The sequence below is a fragment of the Bradyrhizobium sp. 160 genome, assembly GCF_023073735.1.
Classification (GTDB): Bacteria; Pseudomonadota; Alphaproteobacteria; order Rhizobiales; family Xanthobacteraceae; genus Bradyrhizobium.
Genome location: NZ_JADPKD010000036.1, coordinates 85,963 through 103,933, shown reverse-complemented (window position 1 = coordinate 103,933; position 17,971 = coordinate 85,963). Strand labels below are relative to the sequence as shown.

Below are 17,971 nucleotides of genomic sequence, written 5' to 3'. Positions count from 1 at the left end.
GACCGCCCTTGTTCGATCGTCGCTAGACGAAACCCAATCGCTCGATGAGCGCAAAGATCCAGAACGCGCCGGCCATCAGCAGCGCAACGCCGACGGCGGCCGAGCCCATGTCCTTGACCCGGCCGATCTGCTTGTCGTGGTCCATGGTCAGGCGGTCGGCGAGTTTTTCGATTGCGGTGTTGAGCAGCTCGACGACCAGCACGAAGGCGACTGCACAGACCAGCTCGACCGCGCGCATCGCGGTCGCGCCGATGAACCAGGCCAGCGGCAGCGACAGGAGGAGCACAAAGATCTCCTCGCGGACGGCCTGCTCCGAGCGGAACGCAAAGGCCAGACCGTTCCGGGAATTGATCGTCGCCTTCCAAATTCGCAGCAAGGTTCTAGAGCCCCGCTGCGGCGGGCATCGGCCTGGCTTTGCCGGCGCGTTCCTGCTTCAGCAGCTCGGCAATCAGGAAAGCCATGTCGATGGATTGCTCAGCATTGAGACGTGGATCGCAGACCGTGTGGTAGCGGTCGTTGAGATCCTCGTCGGTGATGGCGCGGGCGCCGCCGAGGCATTCGGTGACGTCCTGGCCCGTCATCTCCAGGTGCACGCCGCCGGCATGGGTGCCTTCCGCGGCGTGGACCGCAAAGAACGACTTCACCTCGGATAGGATGCGGTCGAACGGGCGGGTCTTGTAGCCCGACGTCGAGGTGATGGTGTTGCCGTGCATGGGATCGCAGGACCAGACCACCACCCTGCCCTCGCGTTGCACGGCGCGGATCATGTTGGGCAGATGCTCGCCGATCTTGTCGGAGCCGAAGCGGCCGATCAGCGTCAGCCGGCCCGGCTCGTTGTCGGGGTTGAGCACGTCGATCAGCTTCAGCAGTTCGTCGGGCTTGAGTGACGGGCCGCATTTGAGCCCGATCGGGTTCTTGATGCCGCGGAAATACTCGATATGCCCGTGATCGAGCTGGCGGGTGCGGTCACCAATCCAGATCATGTGGCCCGAGGTCGCGTACCAGTCGCCGGTGGTGGAATCGACGCGGGTCAGGGCCTGCTCGTAGCCGAGCAGCAGCGCCTCGTGGCTGGTGTAGAAATCCGTGGCGCGCAGCTCGGGATGGCTTTCGAGATCGAGGCCGCAGGCGCGCATAAAGTTGAGCGCGTCCGAGATGCGGTCGGCCAATTCCTTGTAGCGGCGGGACTGCGGGCTATCCTTGAGGAAGCCGAGCATCCATTGATGCACGCTGCCGAGATTGGCGAAACCGCCGGTGGCGAAGGCGCGGAGCAGGTTCAGCGTCGCGGCCGACTGGCGGTAGGCCATCAGCTGGCGCTGCGGGTCCGGCACGCGCGCTTCCTTGGTGAAGGCGATGTCGTTGACGATGTCGCCGCGATAGCTCGGGAGCTCGACGCCGTTCACCTTTTCCGTCGGCGACGACCGCGGCTTGGCGAACTGGCCGGCGATGCGGCCGACCTTCACCACGGGGACGGCGCCGGCGTAAGTCAGCACCACCGCCATCTGGAGCAGCACGCGGAAAAAGTCGCGGATGTTGTTGGCGCCGTGCTCGGCAAAGCTCTCAGCGCAGTCGCCGCCCTGGAGCAGGAAGGCCTCGCCGGCCGCAACCCGTGCCAACGCCTTCTTCAGATTGCGCGCTTCGCCGGCAAATACCAGCGGCGGAAAGGTCGCAAGCTGCGCCTCGACGTCGGCCAAGGCCTTGGCGTCAGGATAGTCGGGCACCTGTAGCACCGGCTTGCTGCGCCAGGACTCGGGCGTCCACCGCTCGGACATCGCAATCTCTCCGTGAAGCAAAAAGCGCAACCTGATCTGTGGGTTGCGAGGGCCGCCTTATACACAGGCTGGTCTCGTCCCGCCAGTTGTAAATCCATTCCGCATTGCAAACCCTTGCGGGCAAAGTCGAATTCGCAATTGCTAGGAAACGGTCGGCGATCAAACCGGAGGTGTTGACGGTCAAGCCATTCGACGTCGGCGCCACCGCCCCGATCACCGCGATAAGGTGTGGGGCGGCGTCGCGGACTGGACCCAGACCCAGGGGGAATGACGTCAGCGAATGATCGTCGTCAGAGACGAGTAACGCCTGTTCAGCCTGGCTTCGCCCGGCGCGAATTGCGCAAATGCGTCGCTAACACGCACCGCCGGCGGCGTATCGCTAGAAAAGCGAAATTCCTTCGGCCGCGGCGCGTAGAAACTGGTGCGGAAATAGGCGTCGTCGAAGCGTGCCTCGCCGACCCCGAACAATGCGTCGCAGAGAAGCAGGAGCGCGTACACTCCTGCCGCTGCGGCGACGATCTCCCTGAGAATAGACATGCGGATGCCCTGCCCTTTTGCCGGGGAGGATGCACGCTGGTTCCAAAGTCGAGGTTTAAAGCCGCGCGCTTCTTGTTCGCAGGGTTTGCCGCTGCTGTGCGGATTGCAGGCAATTTTATCGATCCGGAAAAGGGAGCCCGCCCGGCCAAGCGACCAGGCGGGCCCAAGCTTGGCCGCTCGGGAGGTATCGGACGGCCGGATTCCTCAGCCGTGGCTTGCCTCCTTGCGATGGCCGCTCTCGCTGAGGCGATCGACCCAGGCGATGCCGATCGCCGAGATGATGAAAGTCAGGTGGATCAGCACCTGCCACATCACGCCGCTTTCGGTGAAATTGCTGCGCGTCGTGCCGAGATTGCCCGCCTCGATGAAGGTCCTGAGCAGAGAAATCGAGGAGATGCCGATGATCGCCATCGCCAGCTTGATCTTGAGCACGCTGGCATTGACGTGACTGAGCCATTCCGGCTCGTCGGGATGCCCAGTCAGGTTCAGGCGGGAGACGAAGGTCTCGTAGCCGCCGACGATCACCATCACCAGCAGATTCGAGATCATCACGACGTCGATCAGCCCGAGCACGACCAGCATGATCTGTTGCTCGCTGGCGTCGAACGAGTGCAGGACCAGGTGCCAGAGCTCTTTGAGGAACAGCAGCACATAAACGCCCTGCGCGATGATCAGGCCGACATAGAGCGGCACTTGCAACCAGCGCGAACCAAAGATGAGCTGCGCAAACGGGCCGATCTGCGGCCCCTCCGCGGCATGCGCCGAAGCTGCTTTCGGTTCAGACGTCATTGATCACTCCGGATTGCAAATGGGAACGCGCCTCACAGACTCGCGATGACAGGCGCGAGCTCGAGCGAGCCCCGATAGATCATCTCGAAGGCGACGTAAACGATGATGGCGAGACCGACATAGGCGATCCAGCGCTGCTTCTGCAGCACGCGGCCGAGCAGGTCGGCGGCAACGCCCATCATCGCCACCGACAATAATAGGCCGAAGGCAAGGATGTAGGGGTGCTCGCGCGCGGCGCCCGCAACCGCGAGCACGTTGTCGAGCGACATCGAGACGTCGGCGGCGACGATCTGCAAGGCCGCCTGGCCGAAGGTCTTATGCGGCGCAGGTGCTCCGGCGCCGCCGCCATGCTCGAACGCGAGCTGGCGCGAATGCGCGGACTGCTCGCGCAGCTCGCGCCACATCTTCCAGCAGACCCACAGCAACAGCACGCCGCCGGCGAGCAGGAGGCCGATCACCTGCAGGAGCTGGGTCGCAACGCCGGCGAAGACGATGCGGAGCGCCGTGGCGGCGACAATGCCGACGACGATGGCGCGCCGGCGCTGTTCGGCCGGCAGTCCCGCCGCGGCAAGACCGATGACGACGGCGTTGTCTCCGGCCAGCACGAGGTCGATCAGGATGACCTGAAACAGCGCGGTCAGAGCATCGGCGGTGATGAATTCTGTCATGATCGATCGTTTTTCGGTACAGACGGATCGAGCCAGTGCGGTTTCTTGCGTTCAACCCAATCCAGGACCTTGGCGCGCGAGGAGCGCAGCAGCGGCACGTCTTCCGCCAGCAATGCAAGACCGAGCGGCAGCATCCAGACGCCGAGCACCGGCAGAAAGGAGAGCACGCCGCCGACAATGAGCAGCAGGCCCGAGGGAATCCTGATCCAGCGGCTGGACGGCTTGAGCAGATAGGTGACGGCGTCGCCCATGCGCGGCGGCAAGCGATGGACGAGCTTGTCGAGGCGCGGGTCGCCGCCGGCCAACTGGCTGGCGGGGCCCGTGGCCCCATTCGTAGGCTCGTCCGAAGCTGCGCTCATGCTCACTCCTCTGCCGCCACGGGCTGTTGAGCGCGCGCAGCACCCGATGCGACCTGCTTTGCACGCGGCAGGGCCAGCGTCAGCAGGCGCAACAGTTTGATCGCCTGCACCTCATGCGGATGCACGTCCTCGTCGGCAGCGGCGACCCGCTCCGACAACTCCATCAGATGCGACGACAGCGGCATGTCCGAGACCGGCCGCAGCGTATCGATCACGACGTTTGCAAAATCCGGCTCCTCGAGTCGCTCCGCGAGTGTGTCGAACATCGCAAATAGCCTTTCATCCTCGATATGAGGTGCCAATCCGCGATCGCGAATGAAGCGAATCACCTCGTCGCGCTCGACCGGCGAAACGCGCCGGTCGGCCACGGCGACGAGCGCGCCGGCAATGACCAGCGCCGCCGCAGCCTGCTCGTTCAGGCTGGACGGATCGGCGATCTCGATCGGATTTGAATGCTTGGCGTCAGACATCGTTGCTCCCTAAGCTTGCGAAATGGCCGCACGGAGCTGCGATGGAACGACTGGTCGGAGAGAACCGAAGAAGGCCCGACGATCGGCCGATCCATCGCATTCGCGCGGGACAGGTCATCCGACATCACGAGGTTTGCCGACATGGTCGGCGTCCTCGCCAGAGGGGCCCGGATTCTTGTTCCTCTCAGACATAAAGACGGGGCTGTCGGAATCAAGGCGATACGGCTGCGACCAGCCGCCGCATTGGGTTCCATATGGCCATGGAAGCGGGCTGGAGTCGATCTTTCGTGGCTCGCCAAGTGATGCAATGCGCTACGCGGTCACACACCTCAGGGCGACGGTGTCGGGTTGGCGCTCGTTGCATAGCGAGCCAGCATGAATGGATGCACCTGGCGAAGTGCTCTTCATCCTACCCGCTCGACGAGATGCGCACGCGAGGGCGACGGCTCGAACCTGTCACCAAAATACTGCGTTTCGTGCGCCACCAGGCCTTCGCGGAATTCCATGATACTCACGACGTAGGATGGCACCCCATCATAGCTCAGGACGAATTCGCTCACCCAGAAATCGCCTCCACCGGCAATCCGCCGGACCGTGAATCGCTTCCTGTTCGGCTGCGCGAATCGACTCTCCTGAATGTTCCTACCACCGCGGATGCGCTCGCCGGACTGCGGATAGTCGAGCACGGCATCCTCGCAGTAAATGTCATGCTCCGCCTCGAAATCGCTCGCGTCCGAAGCATCCCAATGGCGCTTGAGCGCGGCTAGCTTGGCTCGATCATTCATCTCGATCTCCATCGATTTTCTCGCATCCTAGCAACGAAGCCGGCCTTCGTCGCGCTCCCGACATCACCGGGAACCATGAGGGAGTCAGAGCTGTTGGTGCAGCTCAAGACATATCCCCGAGAGGATCCCTCATGTGCCGCTGGATCGCATACCGGGGCGAGACCACGTCCTTCGAGCCCTACGTCACCGAGCCCGAGCATTCGCTGGTCGCGCAGAGCATCCGCTCACTTCAGTCGACGGCGGGCTCGAACGGTGACGGCTTTGGCCTCGGCTGGTACGGCGAGCATCCGGAGCCAGGTCTTTATCGCGAGACGCGCCCGGCCTGGTCGGACGAGAACCTGCGCTATCTCTGCCGCCATCTGCGCTCGCATTTGTTCTTCGCGCATGTGCGCGCGGCCACCGGCACGGCCGTGACGCGGCAGAATTGCCATCCCTTCGCCTGCGGCCAATGGATGTTCATACACAATGGATTCGTCGGGAGCTGGAATCGGCTGCGGCGCAAGGTCGAGGCATTGATTCCCGATGCATATTACCCATCGCGGCTGGGCACGACCGACTCGGAAGCCGTATTCCTCGCCATGATGGGCGCGGGTCTGGATAGCGATCCGCTCGGCGCAACTCACCGCGTGCTGCAAGCTCTCGTCAGTCTCGTCAACGAAGGCCACCTGCGCGAACGGCTGCGCTTCACCAGCGCGATCGCCAACGGCCACGATCTCTACGCGTTCCGGGTTGCGGTCAACGACGCCGCGAACACGCTGTATTTCCGCGAGGCCGGCGGCCAGGTCGTCGTCGTGTCGGAGCCGTTCGACAAGGATGAGGATTGGGCCGAAGTGCCGCCGAATCACACGCTGATCGCGCGCGCGTCCGAAAGCGTGAAGATTGTTCCGTTCACTCTTGCAATTACGGGTGAGTGCGAGGCGGAACCCGTCCCGTCCAGAAGGATTGTTGCCGGCAGGTAATACCTCGGCCGGGTGGGATGATGACATTTGCTTCAGACGTTTTGAAACTGCTGCGGCTCGATCCGTCCGACGACAGGCAGCACTTCGTCATTCGCTCCGCCGGCGGAGGCGGCAAGGCGGCGGAATATTCGTTCGGCATCGAGGAGGAATATTTCCTCGCCGATCGTCGCAGCCTGGAGGTCGCGATCGAGACTCCCAACGAGCTGTTCGAATCGGCGAATTGGTCGACCGGCGGCCAGGCGATGCGGGAAATGCTGCAATCCCAACTCGAGGTCGCGACCAACATTCACGTCGAGGTCAATGACGCGCGCGAAGAGCTCCGCTTCCTGCGCCGCGAGGTCGCAAACGTCGCCGCGCAATACGGCTTCGTGATCATGGCCTGCGGCACGCATCCGACCGCGGTCTGGCGCATGTCGCAGCCAAGTCCGAAGCCACGCTACGAGGAGATGATCGAGGATTTGCGCAGCATCGGCCACCGCAACATGATGTGCGGCATGCATGTGCACGTCCAGCTGCCAGATCCCGAGAAGCGCATGGCGGTGATGCGGGCGATGCTGCCGCATCTGCCGCTGTTCATCGCGCTCTCCGCCTCGTCGCCATTCTGGAATTCGCACAAGACTGGACTAAAGGGCTACCGGCTCGCCGCCTACTCCGAGCTGCCGCGCACCGGCCTGCCCGAACTGTTCGAAAGCAAGCAGGACTTCGACGACTATGTCGGCGCGTTGCAGCGCTCTGGCGTGATTCCCGACGAGAGCCACATCTGGTGGGCGATGCGACCCGCGATGCGGCACCCGACCCTCGAGCTGCGCGCGCCCGACACCTGCACCTTCATCGACGACGCCGTCGCAATCGCCTCGCTCTATCGCTGCCTGACGCGGCACCTCTACCTGCGGCCCCACCTGTCGAAGGAGGTCACCGCGGTCGAACGCGCGATTGCGGTCGAAAACAAATGGCGCGCCCAGCGCTACGGCACCGATTGCATCTTCGCCTCCAAGGACGGGCCCGTTACGATCTCGGAGCTGCTCTCCCGCGTGATCGACGACATCGCCGGGGACGCAGCGGCACTGAACTGCGCCGCGGAGGTCGAGCACTGTCGGACCATCGTTGCGCGCGGCAGCTCCGCAGAATTCCAGCTTCGCGCCTATCGCGAACATGCCGAGGACATCGGGGCAGTCTCGCGCTGGATCGCAGCCTCGACCATCTCAGGTACGAGCGCTCCGATTGGCAGCGTTCCTGCTCCGTCATAACGCCCGCGCAAGCTTCGGCAACGAAATGTCGTCCTGAATTCGGGCATCGTGGAGGAACCTCATGAAACGCATCACGTCTTGCTCCGGCTGCGGCCATGGACTTGTCCCGATGCTTTCGGCCAAGGGCCGCGCGGAATTCAGCTGCCTCTGGTGCGAAGGCATCGACGTGCGAACGATGGACATGGCGAAGTGGGCGGACAGCCCGTCCGGCAAGCCTGAGCGGGCTGCCCGTCAGTCGCTCGAATGAGCGGTCGCCCCGTTCCGGTCAGATCCTCGCCGCCACGCGTTGCGGCGGAATATTGCCGGCTCCGGGAGGCGATCAGCCGATGATTTTCGCGGCTGCCGGCGCCGCCGGAGATAGAGGCAGTTGACGAGGATCGGCTCGTCATCGCCGAGCGTTGCACGCTCCTTGACGAGCAGGCTCATGACCGAACGCATCTTGAGGATTTCCTGCGCGATGAAGCTGCAGTCCTCGTCCCGATCGACCTGCTCACGCATGATGGACTCGGCCTCGAGCATGCTGACCCGCAGCGCTCGAATGGTTCTGCGGATTTCGTTGACACGGTTGTCCATCGCTGCCTCCCTGACGGTCGCAGCATAAGAACAAAACGTGAACAGACCGTCAAGGCCTCACAGGCCGAGACCTCACAGTCGAAAGGCTACTCCGCCGCCTGGCGCACGTGGCGTGCGGTCGGCGTGCGCATGGTAACGAGCTCTTCGGCCGCGGTCGGGTGCAGCGCGATCGTCGCATCGAAATCGGCCTTGGTCGCCTTCATCTTCACAGCGATCGCGACCGCCTGGATGATCTCGGCGGCGGCATCGCCGACGATGTGGCAGCCCAGCACGCGCTCGGTCGCCCCGTCGACGACGAGCTTCATCAGCACGCGGGTGTCGCGGCCCGACATCGTCGCCTTGATGGGGCGGAACGTCGTCTTGTAGATGTCGACGTGGCTGTACTGCGCCCGTGCCTCCGTCTCGGTGAGGCCGACGGTGCCGACCTCTGGCTGCGAGAACACGGCGGTCGGGATATTGGCATGATCGACCCTGACCTCGCGCTTGCCGAACACGGTGTCGGCAAAGGCGTGGCCCTCGCGGATCGCTACCGGCGTCAGGTTGAAGCGGTGGGTAACGTCGCCGATCGCATAGATGCTGTTGACCGAGCTCTTCGAGAAACCATCCACCGCTATGCCGCCATTGTTCGGATTGATGGCGACGCCGGCGTTCTCAAGACCGAGATTGGCCACCGCAGGATGGCGGCCGATCGCGAACATGACCTGATCGGAGGCGAGGCTCGACCCGTTCGACAGATGCGTGGTGAACTCCTCGCCGTGCCGATCGACCTTGGCCACGGTGCAGCCGGTGAGGATGGTGATGCCCTGCTTCTCCATCTCGGCGCGAACGTGGGTCCGAACATCCTCGTCAAAACCGCGAAGGATGTTGTCGCCGCGATAGATCACCGTGACGTCCGAGCCGAAGCCGGCGAAGATCCCGGCGAATTCCAGCGCGATGTAGCCGCCGCCCTGAATCACGATCCGCTTCGGCAACTTTTTCAGATGGAACGCCTCGTTGGAGGAGATCACGTGCTCGATGCCGGGTATCGTCGCGCCATGGTTTGGCGCCCCGCCGGTGGCGATCAGGATGTACTTCGCCGTGATCTTGCGGTCGTTCTCGAGCAGGCGGACAGTGTGCTCATCCTCGATCACCGCCCGGCTCTTGACGATCTGCGCACCCGACTTCTCGACATTGGCCGTGTAGGCCGCCTCGAGCCGCGCAATCTCCTTGTCCTTGTTGGCGATCAGCGTCGGCCAGTCGAAGGTGGCTGGCGGGACTGTCCAGCCGAAGCCGGCGGCGTCCTCGAGCTCGTGACGAAAATGCGAGCCGATCACGAACAGCTTCTTCGGCACGCAGCCGCGGATCACGCAGGTGCCGCCCATGCGGTACTCTTCGGCGATCATCACTCGGGCGCCGTAACCAGCCGCGATGCGGGCGGCCCGCACGCCGCCCGAGCCGCCACCGATGACAAAGAGGTCGACGTCGAATTCAGCCATTGTCCACTCCGACCTCTTTCAGAGCATGTTCCGGAAAAGTGTGGAGCGGTTTTCCGAAAAGATCTTGCTCAAATAACAACCTGGAGCGCGATGACGCGCTTTAGGACTCCTATCAGATAGGTGCGCTCAGATCTCCTTGCCACGCTTGCGCATCTCGGCGCGGAAGGCTCCCATCACTGTCTCGGAGAAGTTCTGGGCCCAGGAATTCATGAAGGCCATGCTGAGGCCGATGGCGCGCGGCTCGGCCTCGATCAGCTTCTTGCCGAGCGGCGACCTGTAGAAGGTGACGAGGTCCTTGAGCTCCTGCTCGGTGAACTCGCTGGCATAGATCTGCGCCATGCCTTCGCCGATTTCGTTCTGGCGGCCGTTGAGCTGCTGGGCGACGATCGGCGCGACCTCGTTGAGGTCCTTCTGGTAGCTGAGATTCTGCTGGATCAGCGCGATCTTGGTCTTCTCGACGAGGCCGGGCACGGCGCCGCTGTACATCGCAGTCGCGTTCTTGATCTGCAAAATCTCCTTGGCCGCCGCAATCGCCGCAGGCGAGGCTTTCGGCTGGGCCGGCGCGGCGGCCTTTGGCGCAGCCTGCTGGGCCATTGCCGGGGCGCCTGAAAGGGCCAGTCCCACGGCCAGGGTCGCAGCCGGCAAGAATTTCAACACGATCTTCATTCCTAGTCTCCTTTCGGCTTGCGCCGTTCAATCACGCGGATTCCCTCGCCGCCCGCCAAAACGGCCGAGCCGGCCAAGCCGATGAACAACCCATGTTCGACCACGCCCGGAATCGCGCTCAACGCTTTGGCGAGACCGGATGGATCCATAATACGTCCGAGCTGGGCATCGACGATCCAGTGGCCGCCATCGGTGACGAAAACGTGGCCGTCTTTGGCCTTGCGGACCGCCATCTGCCCGGAAACGCCGCATTCGGAAAACGCCGTCTCGATCGCGCGACGCGTTGCCCCAAGCCCGAACGGGATGACCTCGACCGGCAGCGGAAAGCGGCCGAGCGTCGGCACCCATTTGCTCTCGTCGGCAATCACGATCATGCGATCCGACGCAGCCGCCACGATCTTCTCCCGCAGCAGCGCCCCGCCGCCGCCCTTGATGAGGTTGAGCTCGGGATCGATCTCGTCGGCGCCGTCGACGGTGATGTCGAGATGGTCGATCTCGTCGAGCGTGGTCAGCGGCACGCCGCAACGCTCGGCGTCCGAGCGCGTCGCTTCCGAGGTCGGTACGCCGATCACCTTGAGCCCGGCGGCGACGCGCTCGCCGAGCAGCTCGACGAAATGTTTTGCGGTCGAGCCGGTGCCGAGCCCGAGCTGCATGCCGTCACGCACCTCCTCGAGGGCGCGCGCGGCCGCCTGCCGCTTTAACTGGTCCATGTTCACGTTTGCGCCCGCCTTGGATCGAGAATGTGCCGCCGGGTGTGGCCGGTTGCGGCGGCCTATGTAGCCTCGTTTTTTCCCGGAGAACAGGGTCTGGGATCGGGTCTATAAGCGGATCTTATGGTCCCGCCCCTTGCTTCGGTACGACCGGGCCGGTAGCGCTTCGCTCATGACCTACCCTCACACCATCGTCTTCGATCTCGACGGCACGCTTGTGGATACGGCGCCCGACCTGATCACAGCGCTGAATCACGTCCTCGACCGCGAAGGGCTGCCGCCGGTGCCGATGGCCTCGGCCCGCAACATGATCGGCGCCGGGGCCCGCAAGCTGATCGAGCGGGGCCTCGAGGCCGAGGGGCGCACTGTCACCACCGCCGACATGGACCGAATGACGGCGGATTTCATCGCCTATTACGCCGACCATATCGCGGTGGAATCCCGCCCCTTCGAGGGACTCGAGGCCGCGCTCGACCATTTTGCCGCCCAAGGCCACCGCCTCGCGGTCTGCACCAACAAGCTGGAATGGCTGTCGAAGCGGCTTTTGGACCAGCTCGACCTCAGCCGCCGCTTCGCGGCGATCTGCGGCGCGGACACGTTCGGCGTCCAGAAGCCGGACCCGACCATTTTCCGCGAGACCGTGGCGCGCGCCGGCGGGGAGGTCAAAGCCTCCATCATGGTCGGTGATGCCGGAACCGACGTTGGCGTGGCCCGGCGGGCCGGGGTGCCCGTGATCGGGGTCAGCTTCGGCTATACGGACGTGCCGATCGCCGAACTGAAGCCGGACCGGCTGATCCATCACATGCGCGACCTGCCCGCCGCAGCGCGCAGCCTGATGACCGCCAAGGCTCCAGCAAACCAATGATTAATCTCAGTTATTCCCGATAACCCTATGTGATCGACGCGCAGTCCGCGGTTGCCTGCCCAAGCGGCACTCGTTAGGTCCGGCTGGGCGATATAGCGGTTCCATCACCGCGCCAAATCCGGGGTTTGCAGAGCTTCAGCCGGCCACTCCGCCCAAACCGGGTCCGTAAGCCGCAGCGGCCGAAGAAGCCGAAACCGGCGGCAGCCGCAGCCCGGCGGATGCCGCACGGGCCGCGTCCCCCCGAGCCAAGCGCGGGAGGCGCTGACCTATCGAACCCGATTGTCCTTTGCCTCTCCGATGCTTAGATTGCTTCAGAGCACCGCTGAAGCGTCGGTGCGCGAGTTGCCCGAAGTACAAGGCCTCCCGTATGAACGGATCTTCCGCCAGTCCCGCCGCCACAGCGAGCCCCCTCGCCGCGCTGTCGAGCCCCATGACCGATCCGTTCGGGCGGACTATCAGCTATTTGCGCGTGTCCGTGACCGACCGTTGCGATTTGCGCTGCTTCTATTGCATGTCAGAGGACATGACGTTCCTGCCCAAGGCTGACCTGCTGACGCTGGAGGAACTCGACCGGCTCTGTTCGGCCTTCATCGCCAAGGGCGTGAAGAAGCTGCGGCTCACCGGCGGCGAGCCCTTGGTCCGCCGCAACGTGATGATGCTGGTGCGCTCGTTGTCGCGGCATCTTTCCAGCGGCGCCTTGAATGAGCTGACGCTGACCACCAACGGCACCCAGCTTGCGAAGCATGCGCGGGAGCTCGCCGATTGCGGCGTCCGCCGCATCAACGTCTCGCTCGACACGCTCGATCCCCGGAAGTTTCGCGAGATCACCCGTTGGGGCGAGATCGACAAGGTTCTGGAAGGCATCGAAGCCGCCCGCGCCGCAGGGCTCAGCGTGAAGATCAACGCGGTGGCCCTGAAGAACCTCAACGAGGACGAGCTCCCCGATCTGATGCGCTGGGCCCATGGCAAGGGCATGGGCCTGACGCTGATCGAGGTCATGCCGATGGGCGAGATCGGCTCGGGCCGGATCGACCAATATCTGCCGCTGTCCCTGGTGCGCGCGCGTCTCGCCCAGCAATTCACACTGACAGACCTAGCCGAGAGCACGGGCGGACCCGCGCGCTATGTCAGCGTCGCCGAGACCGGCGGCAAGCTCGGCTTCATCACACCAATGACCCATAATTTCTGCGAATCCTGCAACCGGGTGCGCATCACCTGCACCGGAACGCTGCACACCTGCCTCGGCCACGAGGATGCTTCCGATTTGCGCAAACCTCTGCGTGCATCGAACGAGGATGTGCTGCTTGCGGATGCGATCGATCGTGCCATCGGGCTCAAGCCCAAGGGCCACGATTTCATCATCGACCGTCGCCACAACCGTCCCAGTGTCTCCAGGCATATGAGCGTCACCGGCGGGTAGTCCTTAACCTGCCGCGGGTGTTATTCCCCTTAACTATCAACAAACTTCCAATTGACTGGCGGCACGCCCGCTGGTTTGGTGCGGCTGCCTCATGCCTGCGCGGCGAGACAAGCCACGCGCCAACTCGGCGCAGTCAAGACGGCCGGGGCACAATCGGGGGAGGACCTATCGTTGCAAGCGCTCCTAAAGTTGAGCAGCAGGATTGACGCGTTCACGCGCTGGACGGGCAAGCGCCTGGCATGGCTGATCGTGCTCGCCGTCATCATCTCGGCGGTCAACGCCGTCATCCGCAAGACCTTCGATACGTCCTCCAATTCGTGGCTCGAGCTGCAATGGGTGCTGTTCAGCATCGTCTTCCTGCTCTGCTCGTCATGGACGCTGCTCGACAACGAGCACATCCGCATCGATATCGTGAACAACGCATTGCCGAAGACGGCCCGCAACGTGATCGACGTGATCGGTCACTTGTTCTTCCTCATTCCGCTGTGCATCGTGATGATCATCACCGGCGTGCCGTTCTTCCAGCGCTCCTTCCACATCAACGAGCAATCTGGCAATGCCGGCGGCCTGCCGCAATGGCCCGCCAAAGCCCTGATCATGATCGGGTTCGCTCTCCTGCTCGTGCAAGGCATCTCCGAGCTGATCAAGCGGATTGCGGTGATGCGCGGACTGATGCCCGATCCGCATGAATCCCAGGTGTCGGCGCTCGAGGCGGAAGTCGAGCATCTCGTCGAAGCGATCGAGAAGAAGTAGCCGTTGGCGACGGTTTAGGGGGAATCATGACCGCGTTTATCATCGCCAATATGGCGCCTATCATGTTCGCGTCGCTGGTCGTCGTGCTGCTGCTCGGCTATCCCGCGGCATTCTCGCTCGGCGCCGTCGGCCTGTTCTACGCCATTATCGGCGTGCAGCTCGGCCAATTCCACCCCGACTTCCTCCAGGCCCTGCCGGAGCGGGTCTACGGCGTGATGAACAACGACACGCTGCTCGCCATTCCGTTCTTCACCTTCATGGGCCTGGTGCTGGAGCGGTCGGGCATGGCCGAGGACCTGCTCGACACCATCGGCCAATTGTTCGGCACCATCCGCGGCGGACTTGCCTACGCGGTGGTATTCGTCGGCGCGCTTTTGGCCGCGACGACCGGCGTGGTCGCCGCCTCGGTGATTTCGATGGGGCTGATTTCGCTGCCGATCATGCTGCGCTACGGCTATGACCGCCGGGTAGCGACCGGCGTCATCGCCGCGTCAGGCACGCTCGCCCAGATCATTCCGCCCTCGCTCGTCCTGATCGTGATGGCCGACCAGCTCGGCAAGTCCGTCGGCGACATGTACGAAGGCGCCTTCATCCCGGGCCTCGTGCTCGCCGCTCTCTACGCCGGTTATGCCTTCCTCGTCAGCATGATCTTCCCGAAGGCCGTGCCGGGCCTGCCGAAGGAGGCCATCGGCTTCCGCGAGGAGGACGGCAGCCGCGGCCTGGTCTCGCTCGGCATGCTGTTCCTCGCGAGCTGTGTGTTCGGATGGTTCATGATGCGCAATTCGAGCACGCATGGCGCCGACTACGTCGTGCTGAGCATGTTCTACGGTATCATCTTCGCCTTCGCCGTCGCCGTGCTGAACTGGGTCATCGACAAGCTCACCGGCTTCCGTTTCCTCTCGAAGATGGCGCAGCAGACCACCTTCGTCATGGTGCCGCCCCTGTTCCTAATCTTCCTGGTGCTGGGTACGATCTTCATCGGCATCGCGACGCCGACCGAAGGCGGCGCGATGGGTGCCGCCGGCGCCCTCATCCTCGGTGCCGCAAAGCGGCGGCTGAGCTGGGACCTGATCCGGCAGGCCACGGAATCGACCGCCAAGCTGTCGGCCTTTGTTGTGTTCATCCTGGTCGGCGCCCGCGTGTTCTCGCTCACCTTCTACGGCGTCAACGGGCATGTCTGGGTCGAGCACCTGCTCACCTCCCTGCCCGGCGGCCAGGTCGGCTTCCTGATCTTCGTCAACGCGTTCGTGTTCGTGCTGGCCTTCTTCCTCGACTTCTTCGAGCTCGCTTTCATCGTGATCCCGCTGCTCGGACCTGCGGCCGAGCATCTGGGCATCGACCTGATCTGGTTCGGCGTCATCCTCGGCGTCAACATGCAGACCTCGTTCATGCATCCGCCGTTCGGCTTTGCGCTGTTCTATCTGCGATCGGTCGCGCCGAAGGATCGATATACTGATCGCGTGACCGGCAAGCGAATGGAGCCTGTCACCACGGGCCAGATCTATTGGGGGGCGGTGCCATTCGTCGTGATTCAGATGATCATGGTGGGTCTGGTGATCGCGTTCCCCTCGATGGTGATGCACTACAAGGGCGTGCAATCGAACATCGACCCCAGCACGATCAAGATCGAAGTGCCGCAGATCGACTTGCCGCCGCTCGATCTCGGTCCGCCGCAAAAGTAGCGCAGGAGGGCGCGACTGCCCTCCTACCCTCCTCTAAAGGGACTCTAAAGGGGCGAGCGAAGCGTCAGCTCACTTGCCCGCCAACCTGAATCGTAGCGTGAACTCCGCGCCGCCGCCGGGAAGGTTCTCCACCGCGACGGTCGCGGCGTGATCGTCCGCGACGCCGCGCACGATCGAGAGCCCCAGGCCTGCACCGTCGCTGCGCTGGCGGTCACGGCGCCAGAAGCGCTGGAAGATCAGCTCGCGCTCGGCCTCCGCGATGCCGGGACCGCGATCGCGCACCCGCACTGAGCCGTCCTCGCCCACCTCGACCTCGACGGCGGTGTCCCTCGCCGTGAACTTGATGGCGTTTTCGGCGAGGTTGAAGATTGCACGCTGAAGCATCTCCGAATTGCCGTGGATCATGACCGGTGCGTCGCTGCCCCGCAGGGCGATGTCCTTGTGCTGCGCGATCGCGAACGGGGCGATCGAACCGACCACCTCGGCACAGACGGCGCGCAAGTCAGCGGTCTCGCCGGGGTCGAGCACCAGCGTGTCGAGCTCGGCGATCTCCAGCAGCTGGGCGACGATGCGGCTCATGGCTTCGATGTCGGCATGCAGCGCCTCACGTGCCGCGCCGTCACCAAGCGTCTCGATCCGCGCGCGCAGGATCGTGAGCGGCGTACGCAGTTGGTGAGCCGCGTCGGCCGTGAACTGCCGCTGTACCCGAAAGCCGTCCTCGAGGCGGTCGAGCGCCTGGTTCACTGCCGTGACGAGCGGCATGATCTCGCGCGGGATCTGCTTCGTCGGCAGGCGGATGTCGGTGCGCGCCGGGCCGATATTGCTGGCCTCCTCCGATGCCTTCCACAACGGCGCGATCGCACGGCGGAAGATGATGATGTCGGTTGCGAGCAGGACCAGAAGGACCGGGATGGTGATCCACCCGACCCGTCGGAAGAAGTTCGAGACGATGTCGTCGATGATGACGTCGCGATGCGCGAGATCCTCGGCGACCTGGATGCGCAGCGTCTTGCCGTCGATCACCCGGGTGACGCCGGCGCCGGAAATCGTCTCGGGTGGCCGAGGAGCCGCCGCTGCGGCCCGCCGATGCGAGGAAAACAACAGCCGGCCTTCGCCATCGCGAATGTCGTACTGATAGCGGCCGTAGGCGTCCGAATAGAGCCCGCGCAGACTGTCGGGCAGGTTGAACGTCAGCGAACCGTCCGGCTGGGCGACGATGCGCTCCGCCAGCACCTCGGCCTGGGCGCGCATGCCGTCGTGGTGCAACTGGTCGATCTCGGAATTGAGCAGCCAGAACAGCACCAGCGGCAGGACGATCGCGACCATCGCGACCGCCACGATGTGCAGGAAGACGATCCGCCAGATCAGCGATTTGAACGTGAGCGATCTGACGTGCCCTTCGGCAGCCACCTATTTTTCCTCGGCCATGAGATAGCCGACGCCGCGGATGGTGTGGATCACCACCTTGGCGCCGTGTTCGCTGAGCTGCTTGCGCAGCCTGGAGACATAGACCTCGACCGCGTTGGAGGCGACCTCGCCTTCGAGCCCGAAGATGTGATCTTCGACGTTCTTCTTCGGCACCACCCGGCCCTGCCGGCGCAACAGGATCTCCAACACGGACGTCTCGCGCGCGGAGATGATCCGCGGCTGGTCGTCGACGAAGATCTGGCGGCTCTCGGTGTCGTAGACCAGATTGGCAAGACGCAGCGAGCGGCCGAGCAGCTGGCCCGGCCGGCGCAGGATTGCCTCCAGCCGCGCCACCAGCTCCTCCATCGCGAATGGTTTTGTGAGATAGTCGTCGGCGCCACTGCGCAGGCCCGTGACGCGGTCTTGCACGCCGCCGCGCGCGGTCAACACCAGGACCGGCAGCGGCTCCATCTTGAGGCGCAGCTCGCGCAGCACCGCCAGGCCGTCGCCGTCTGGCAGGCCGAGATCGAGGATCATCGCGGCATAGCTGACGCTGCTCACAGCCTCGCGCGCCTCGGCTGCGCTGCCGACGATGTCGCTCTCATACCCGGCAGCCGCCAGCCCGCCGGCCACGAGCCGCGACAGCTCGGCATTGTCCTCGACGATCAGAAGGCGCATCAAATTCCCGCCGAATGTTCCGGTGTCACCGCACGGCTCGCGCCGCATCTGCGTTCTTTTCCAGCATTCGCGGCGCTGCGGCCAGCGAAAAAGCACCGGGGCGGCGGGTCGGCCTTCTGTCAGGTTCGCGTAAGCTTCGATGACCGGTCCTTTCTCTCA

General features: G+C 64.0%; 21 protein-coding genes. 7 read left to right on the top strand and 14 right to left on the bottom strand.

Features of this window, described 5'->3' with window-relative positions:
• Positions 1-22: 22 nt before the first annotated feature.
• The 8 genes from IVA98_RS16665 to IVA98_RS16630 form a co-directional block, all read right to left on the bottom strand.
• Positions 23-376 carry a diacylglycerol kinase gene (locus IVA98_RS16665; protein WP_247276807.1) on the bottom strand — a complete coding sequence of 118 codons (354 nt, stop codon included), beginning with the start codon at positions 374-376 and terminating at the stop codon, positions 23-25.
• Positions 377-380: 4 nt separating this feature from the next.
• Positions 381-1,769, bottom strand: a complete 1,389-nt coding sequence (locus IVA98_RS16660) for a class II 3-deoxy-7-phosphoheptulonate synthase (protein WP_247276806.1) — start codon at positions 1,767-1,769, stop codon at positions 381-383.
• A 273-nt stretch (positions 1,770-2,042) separates the two neighbouring features.
• Positions 2,043-2,306: a hypothetical protein gene (locus IVA98_RS16655; protein ID WP_247295715.1), complete on the bottom strand. Its 264-nt coding sequence runs from the start codon at positions 2,304-2,306 to the stop codon at positions 2,043-2,045.
• Positions 2,307-2,510: 204 nt separating this feature from the next.
• Complete coding sequence (locus tag IVA98_RS16650; RefSeq protein ID WP_247295717.1) at positions 2,511-3,095, bottom strand: TIGR00645 family protein; 585 nt, start codon at positions 3,093-3,095, stop codon at positions 2,511-2,513.
• Between the two features lie 32 nt (positions 3,096-3,127).
• Positions 3,128-3,763, bottom strand: coding sequence for a TerC family protein (locus tag IVA98_RS16645; RefSeq protein WP_247295719.1), 636 nt, complete (start codon positions 3,761-3,763; stop codon positions 3,128-3,130).
• A complete protein-coding gene (locus tag IVA98_RS16640; RefSeq protein ID WP_247295721.1) occupies positions 3,760-4,122 on the bottom strand; it encodes a hypothetical protein in 363 nt (120 codons plus the stop codon). Before IVA98_RS16640 ends, IVA98_RS16645 begins: the two co-directional genes overlap by 4 nt.
• Before the next feature lie 2 nt (positions 4,123-4,124).
• Positions 4,125-4,592 (bottom strand): tellurite resistance TerB family protein, encoded by a 468-nt coding sequence (locus IVA98_RS16635; protein WP_247335972.1) that lies wholly within the window; start codon positions 4,590-4,592, stop codon positions 4,125-4,127.
• A gap of 404 nt (positions 4,593-4,996) precedes the next feature.
• The gene (locus IVA98_RS16630; protein ID WP_247355222.1) at positions 4,997-5,377 is read right to left on the bottom strand and encodes a nuclear transport factor 2 family protein; all 381 of its coding nucleotides are present in this window, start codon (positions 5,375-5,377) and stop codon (positions 4,997-4,999) included.
• Positions 5,378-5,508: 131 nt separating this feature from the next.
• Between IVA98_RS16630 and IVA98_RS16625 the strand changes: the two genes are divergently transcribed.
• The 3 genes from IVA98_RS16625 to IVA98_RS16615 all read left to right on the top strand — a co-directional run bounded on the left by IVA98_RS16625 (position 5,509) and on the right by IVA98_RS16615 (position 7,830).
• Entirely contained in the window at positions 5,509-6,336 is an 828-nt protein-coding gene (locus tag IVA98_RS16625) for a class II glutamine amidotransferase (RefSeq protein ID WP_247335970.1), read from the top strand.
• A gap of 20 nt (positions 6,337-6,356) precedes the next feature.
• Positions 6,357-7,583 carry a carboxylate-amine ligase gene (locus tag IVA98_RS16620; RefSeq protein WP_247295728.1) on the top strand — a complete coding sequence of 409 codons (1,227 nt, stop codon included), beginning with the start codon at positions 6,357-6,359 and terminating at the stop codon, positions 7,581-7,583.
• A gap of 61 nt (positions 7,584-7,644) precedes the next feature.
• The gene (locus IVA98_RS16615) at positions 7,645-7,830 is read left to right on the top strand and encodes a hypothetical protein (RefSeq protein WP_247295729.1); all 186 of its coding nucleotides are present in this window, start codon (positions 7,645-7,647) and stop codon (positions 7,828-7,830) included.
• On the opposite strand, the gene IVA98_RS16610 is transcribed toward IVA98_RS16615, so the two are convergent.
• From IVA98_RS16610 to rpiA, 4 genes are all read right to left on the bottom strand, one after another.
• Complete coding sequence (locus tag IVA98_RS16610) at positions 7,815-8,156, bottom strand: hypothetical protein (RefSeq protein ID WP_247295731.1); 342 nt, start codon at positions 8,154-8,156, stop codon at positions 7,815-7,817. The two genes, IVA98_RS16615 and IVA98_RS16610, sit on opposite strands and share 16 nt — an antisense overlap.
• Before the next feature lie 86 nt (positions 8,157-8,242).
• On the bottom strand, positions 8,243-9,631 hold the full coding sequence (gor, locus tag IVA98_RS16605) for a glutathione-disulfide reductase (RefSeq protein ID WP_247295733.1): 1,389 nt from the start codon (positions 9,629-9,631) through the stop codon (positions 8,243-8,245).
• A 126-nt stretch (positions 9,632-9,757) separates the two neighbouring features.
• Positions 9,758-10,297 (bottom strand): DUF2059 domain-containing protein, encoded by a 540-nt coding sequence (locus IVA98_RS16600; RefSeq protein WP_247355221.1) that lies wholly within the window; start codon positions 10,295-10,297, stop codon positions 9,758-9,760.
• 2 nt (positions 10,298-10,299) lie between these two features.
• Entirely contained in the window at positions 10,300-11,013 is a 714-nt protein-coding gene (gene rpiA, locus IVA98_RS16595; protein WP_247295737.1) for a ribose-5-phosphate isomerase RpiA, read from the bottom strand.
• Between the two features lie 166 nt (positions 11,014-11,179).
• On the opposite strand from rpiA, the gene IVA98_RS16590 reads away from it, so the two are divergent.
• The 4 genes from IVA98_RS16590 to IVA98_RS16575 all read left to right on the top strand — a co-directional run bounded on the left by IVA98_RS16590 (position 11,180) and on the right by IVA98_RS16575 (position 15,727).
• Positions 11,180-11,872: an HAD-IA family hydrolase gene (locus tag IVA98_RS16590; RefSeq protein ID WP_247295814.1), complete on the top strand. Its 693-nt coding sequence runs from the start codon at positions 11,180-11,182 to the stop codon at positions 11,870-11,872.
• A 367-nt stretch (positions 11,873-12,239) separates the two neighbouring features.
• The gene (moaA, locus tag IVA98_RS16585) at positions 12,240-13,292 is read left to right on the top strand and encodes a GTP 3',8-cyclase MoaA (RefSeq protein WP_247295739.1); all 1,053 of its coding nucleotides are present in this window, start codon (positions 12,240-12,242) and stop codon (positions 13,290-13,292) included.
• Positions 13,293-13,463: 171 nt separating this feature from the next.
• On the top strand, positions 13,464-14,045 hold the full coding sequence (locus tag IVA98_RS16580) for a TRAP transporter small permease subunit (protein WP_247295741.1): 582 nt from the start codon (positions 13,464-13,466) through the stop codon (positions 14,043-14,045).
• A 26-nt stretch (positions 14,046-14,071) separates the two neighbouring features.
• On the top strand, positions 14,072-15,727 hold the full coding sequence (locus tag IVA98_RS16575; protein WP_247295743.1) for a TRAP transporter large permease: 1,656 nt from the start codon (positions 14,072-14,074) through the stop codon (positions 15,725-15,727).
• Positions 15,728-15,796: 69 nt separating this feature from the next.
• Here IVA98_RS16575 and IVA98_RS16570 read toward each other — a convergent pair whose 3' ends face one another.
• Entirely contained in the window at positions 15,797-17,137 is a 1,341-nt protein-coding gene (locus IVA98_RS16570; protein ID WP_247295744.1) for a sensor histidine kinase, read from the bottom strand.
• Positions 17,138-17,812: a response regulator transcription factor gene (locus IVA98_RS16565; protein WP_247295747.1), complete on the bottom strand. Its 675-nt coding sequence runs from the start codon at positions 17,810-17,812 to the stop codon at positions 17,138-17,140.
• Between the last annotated feature and the right edge of the window lie 159 nt (positions 17,813-17,971).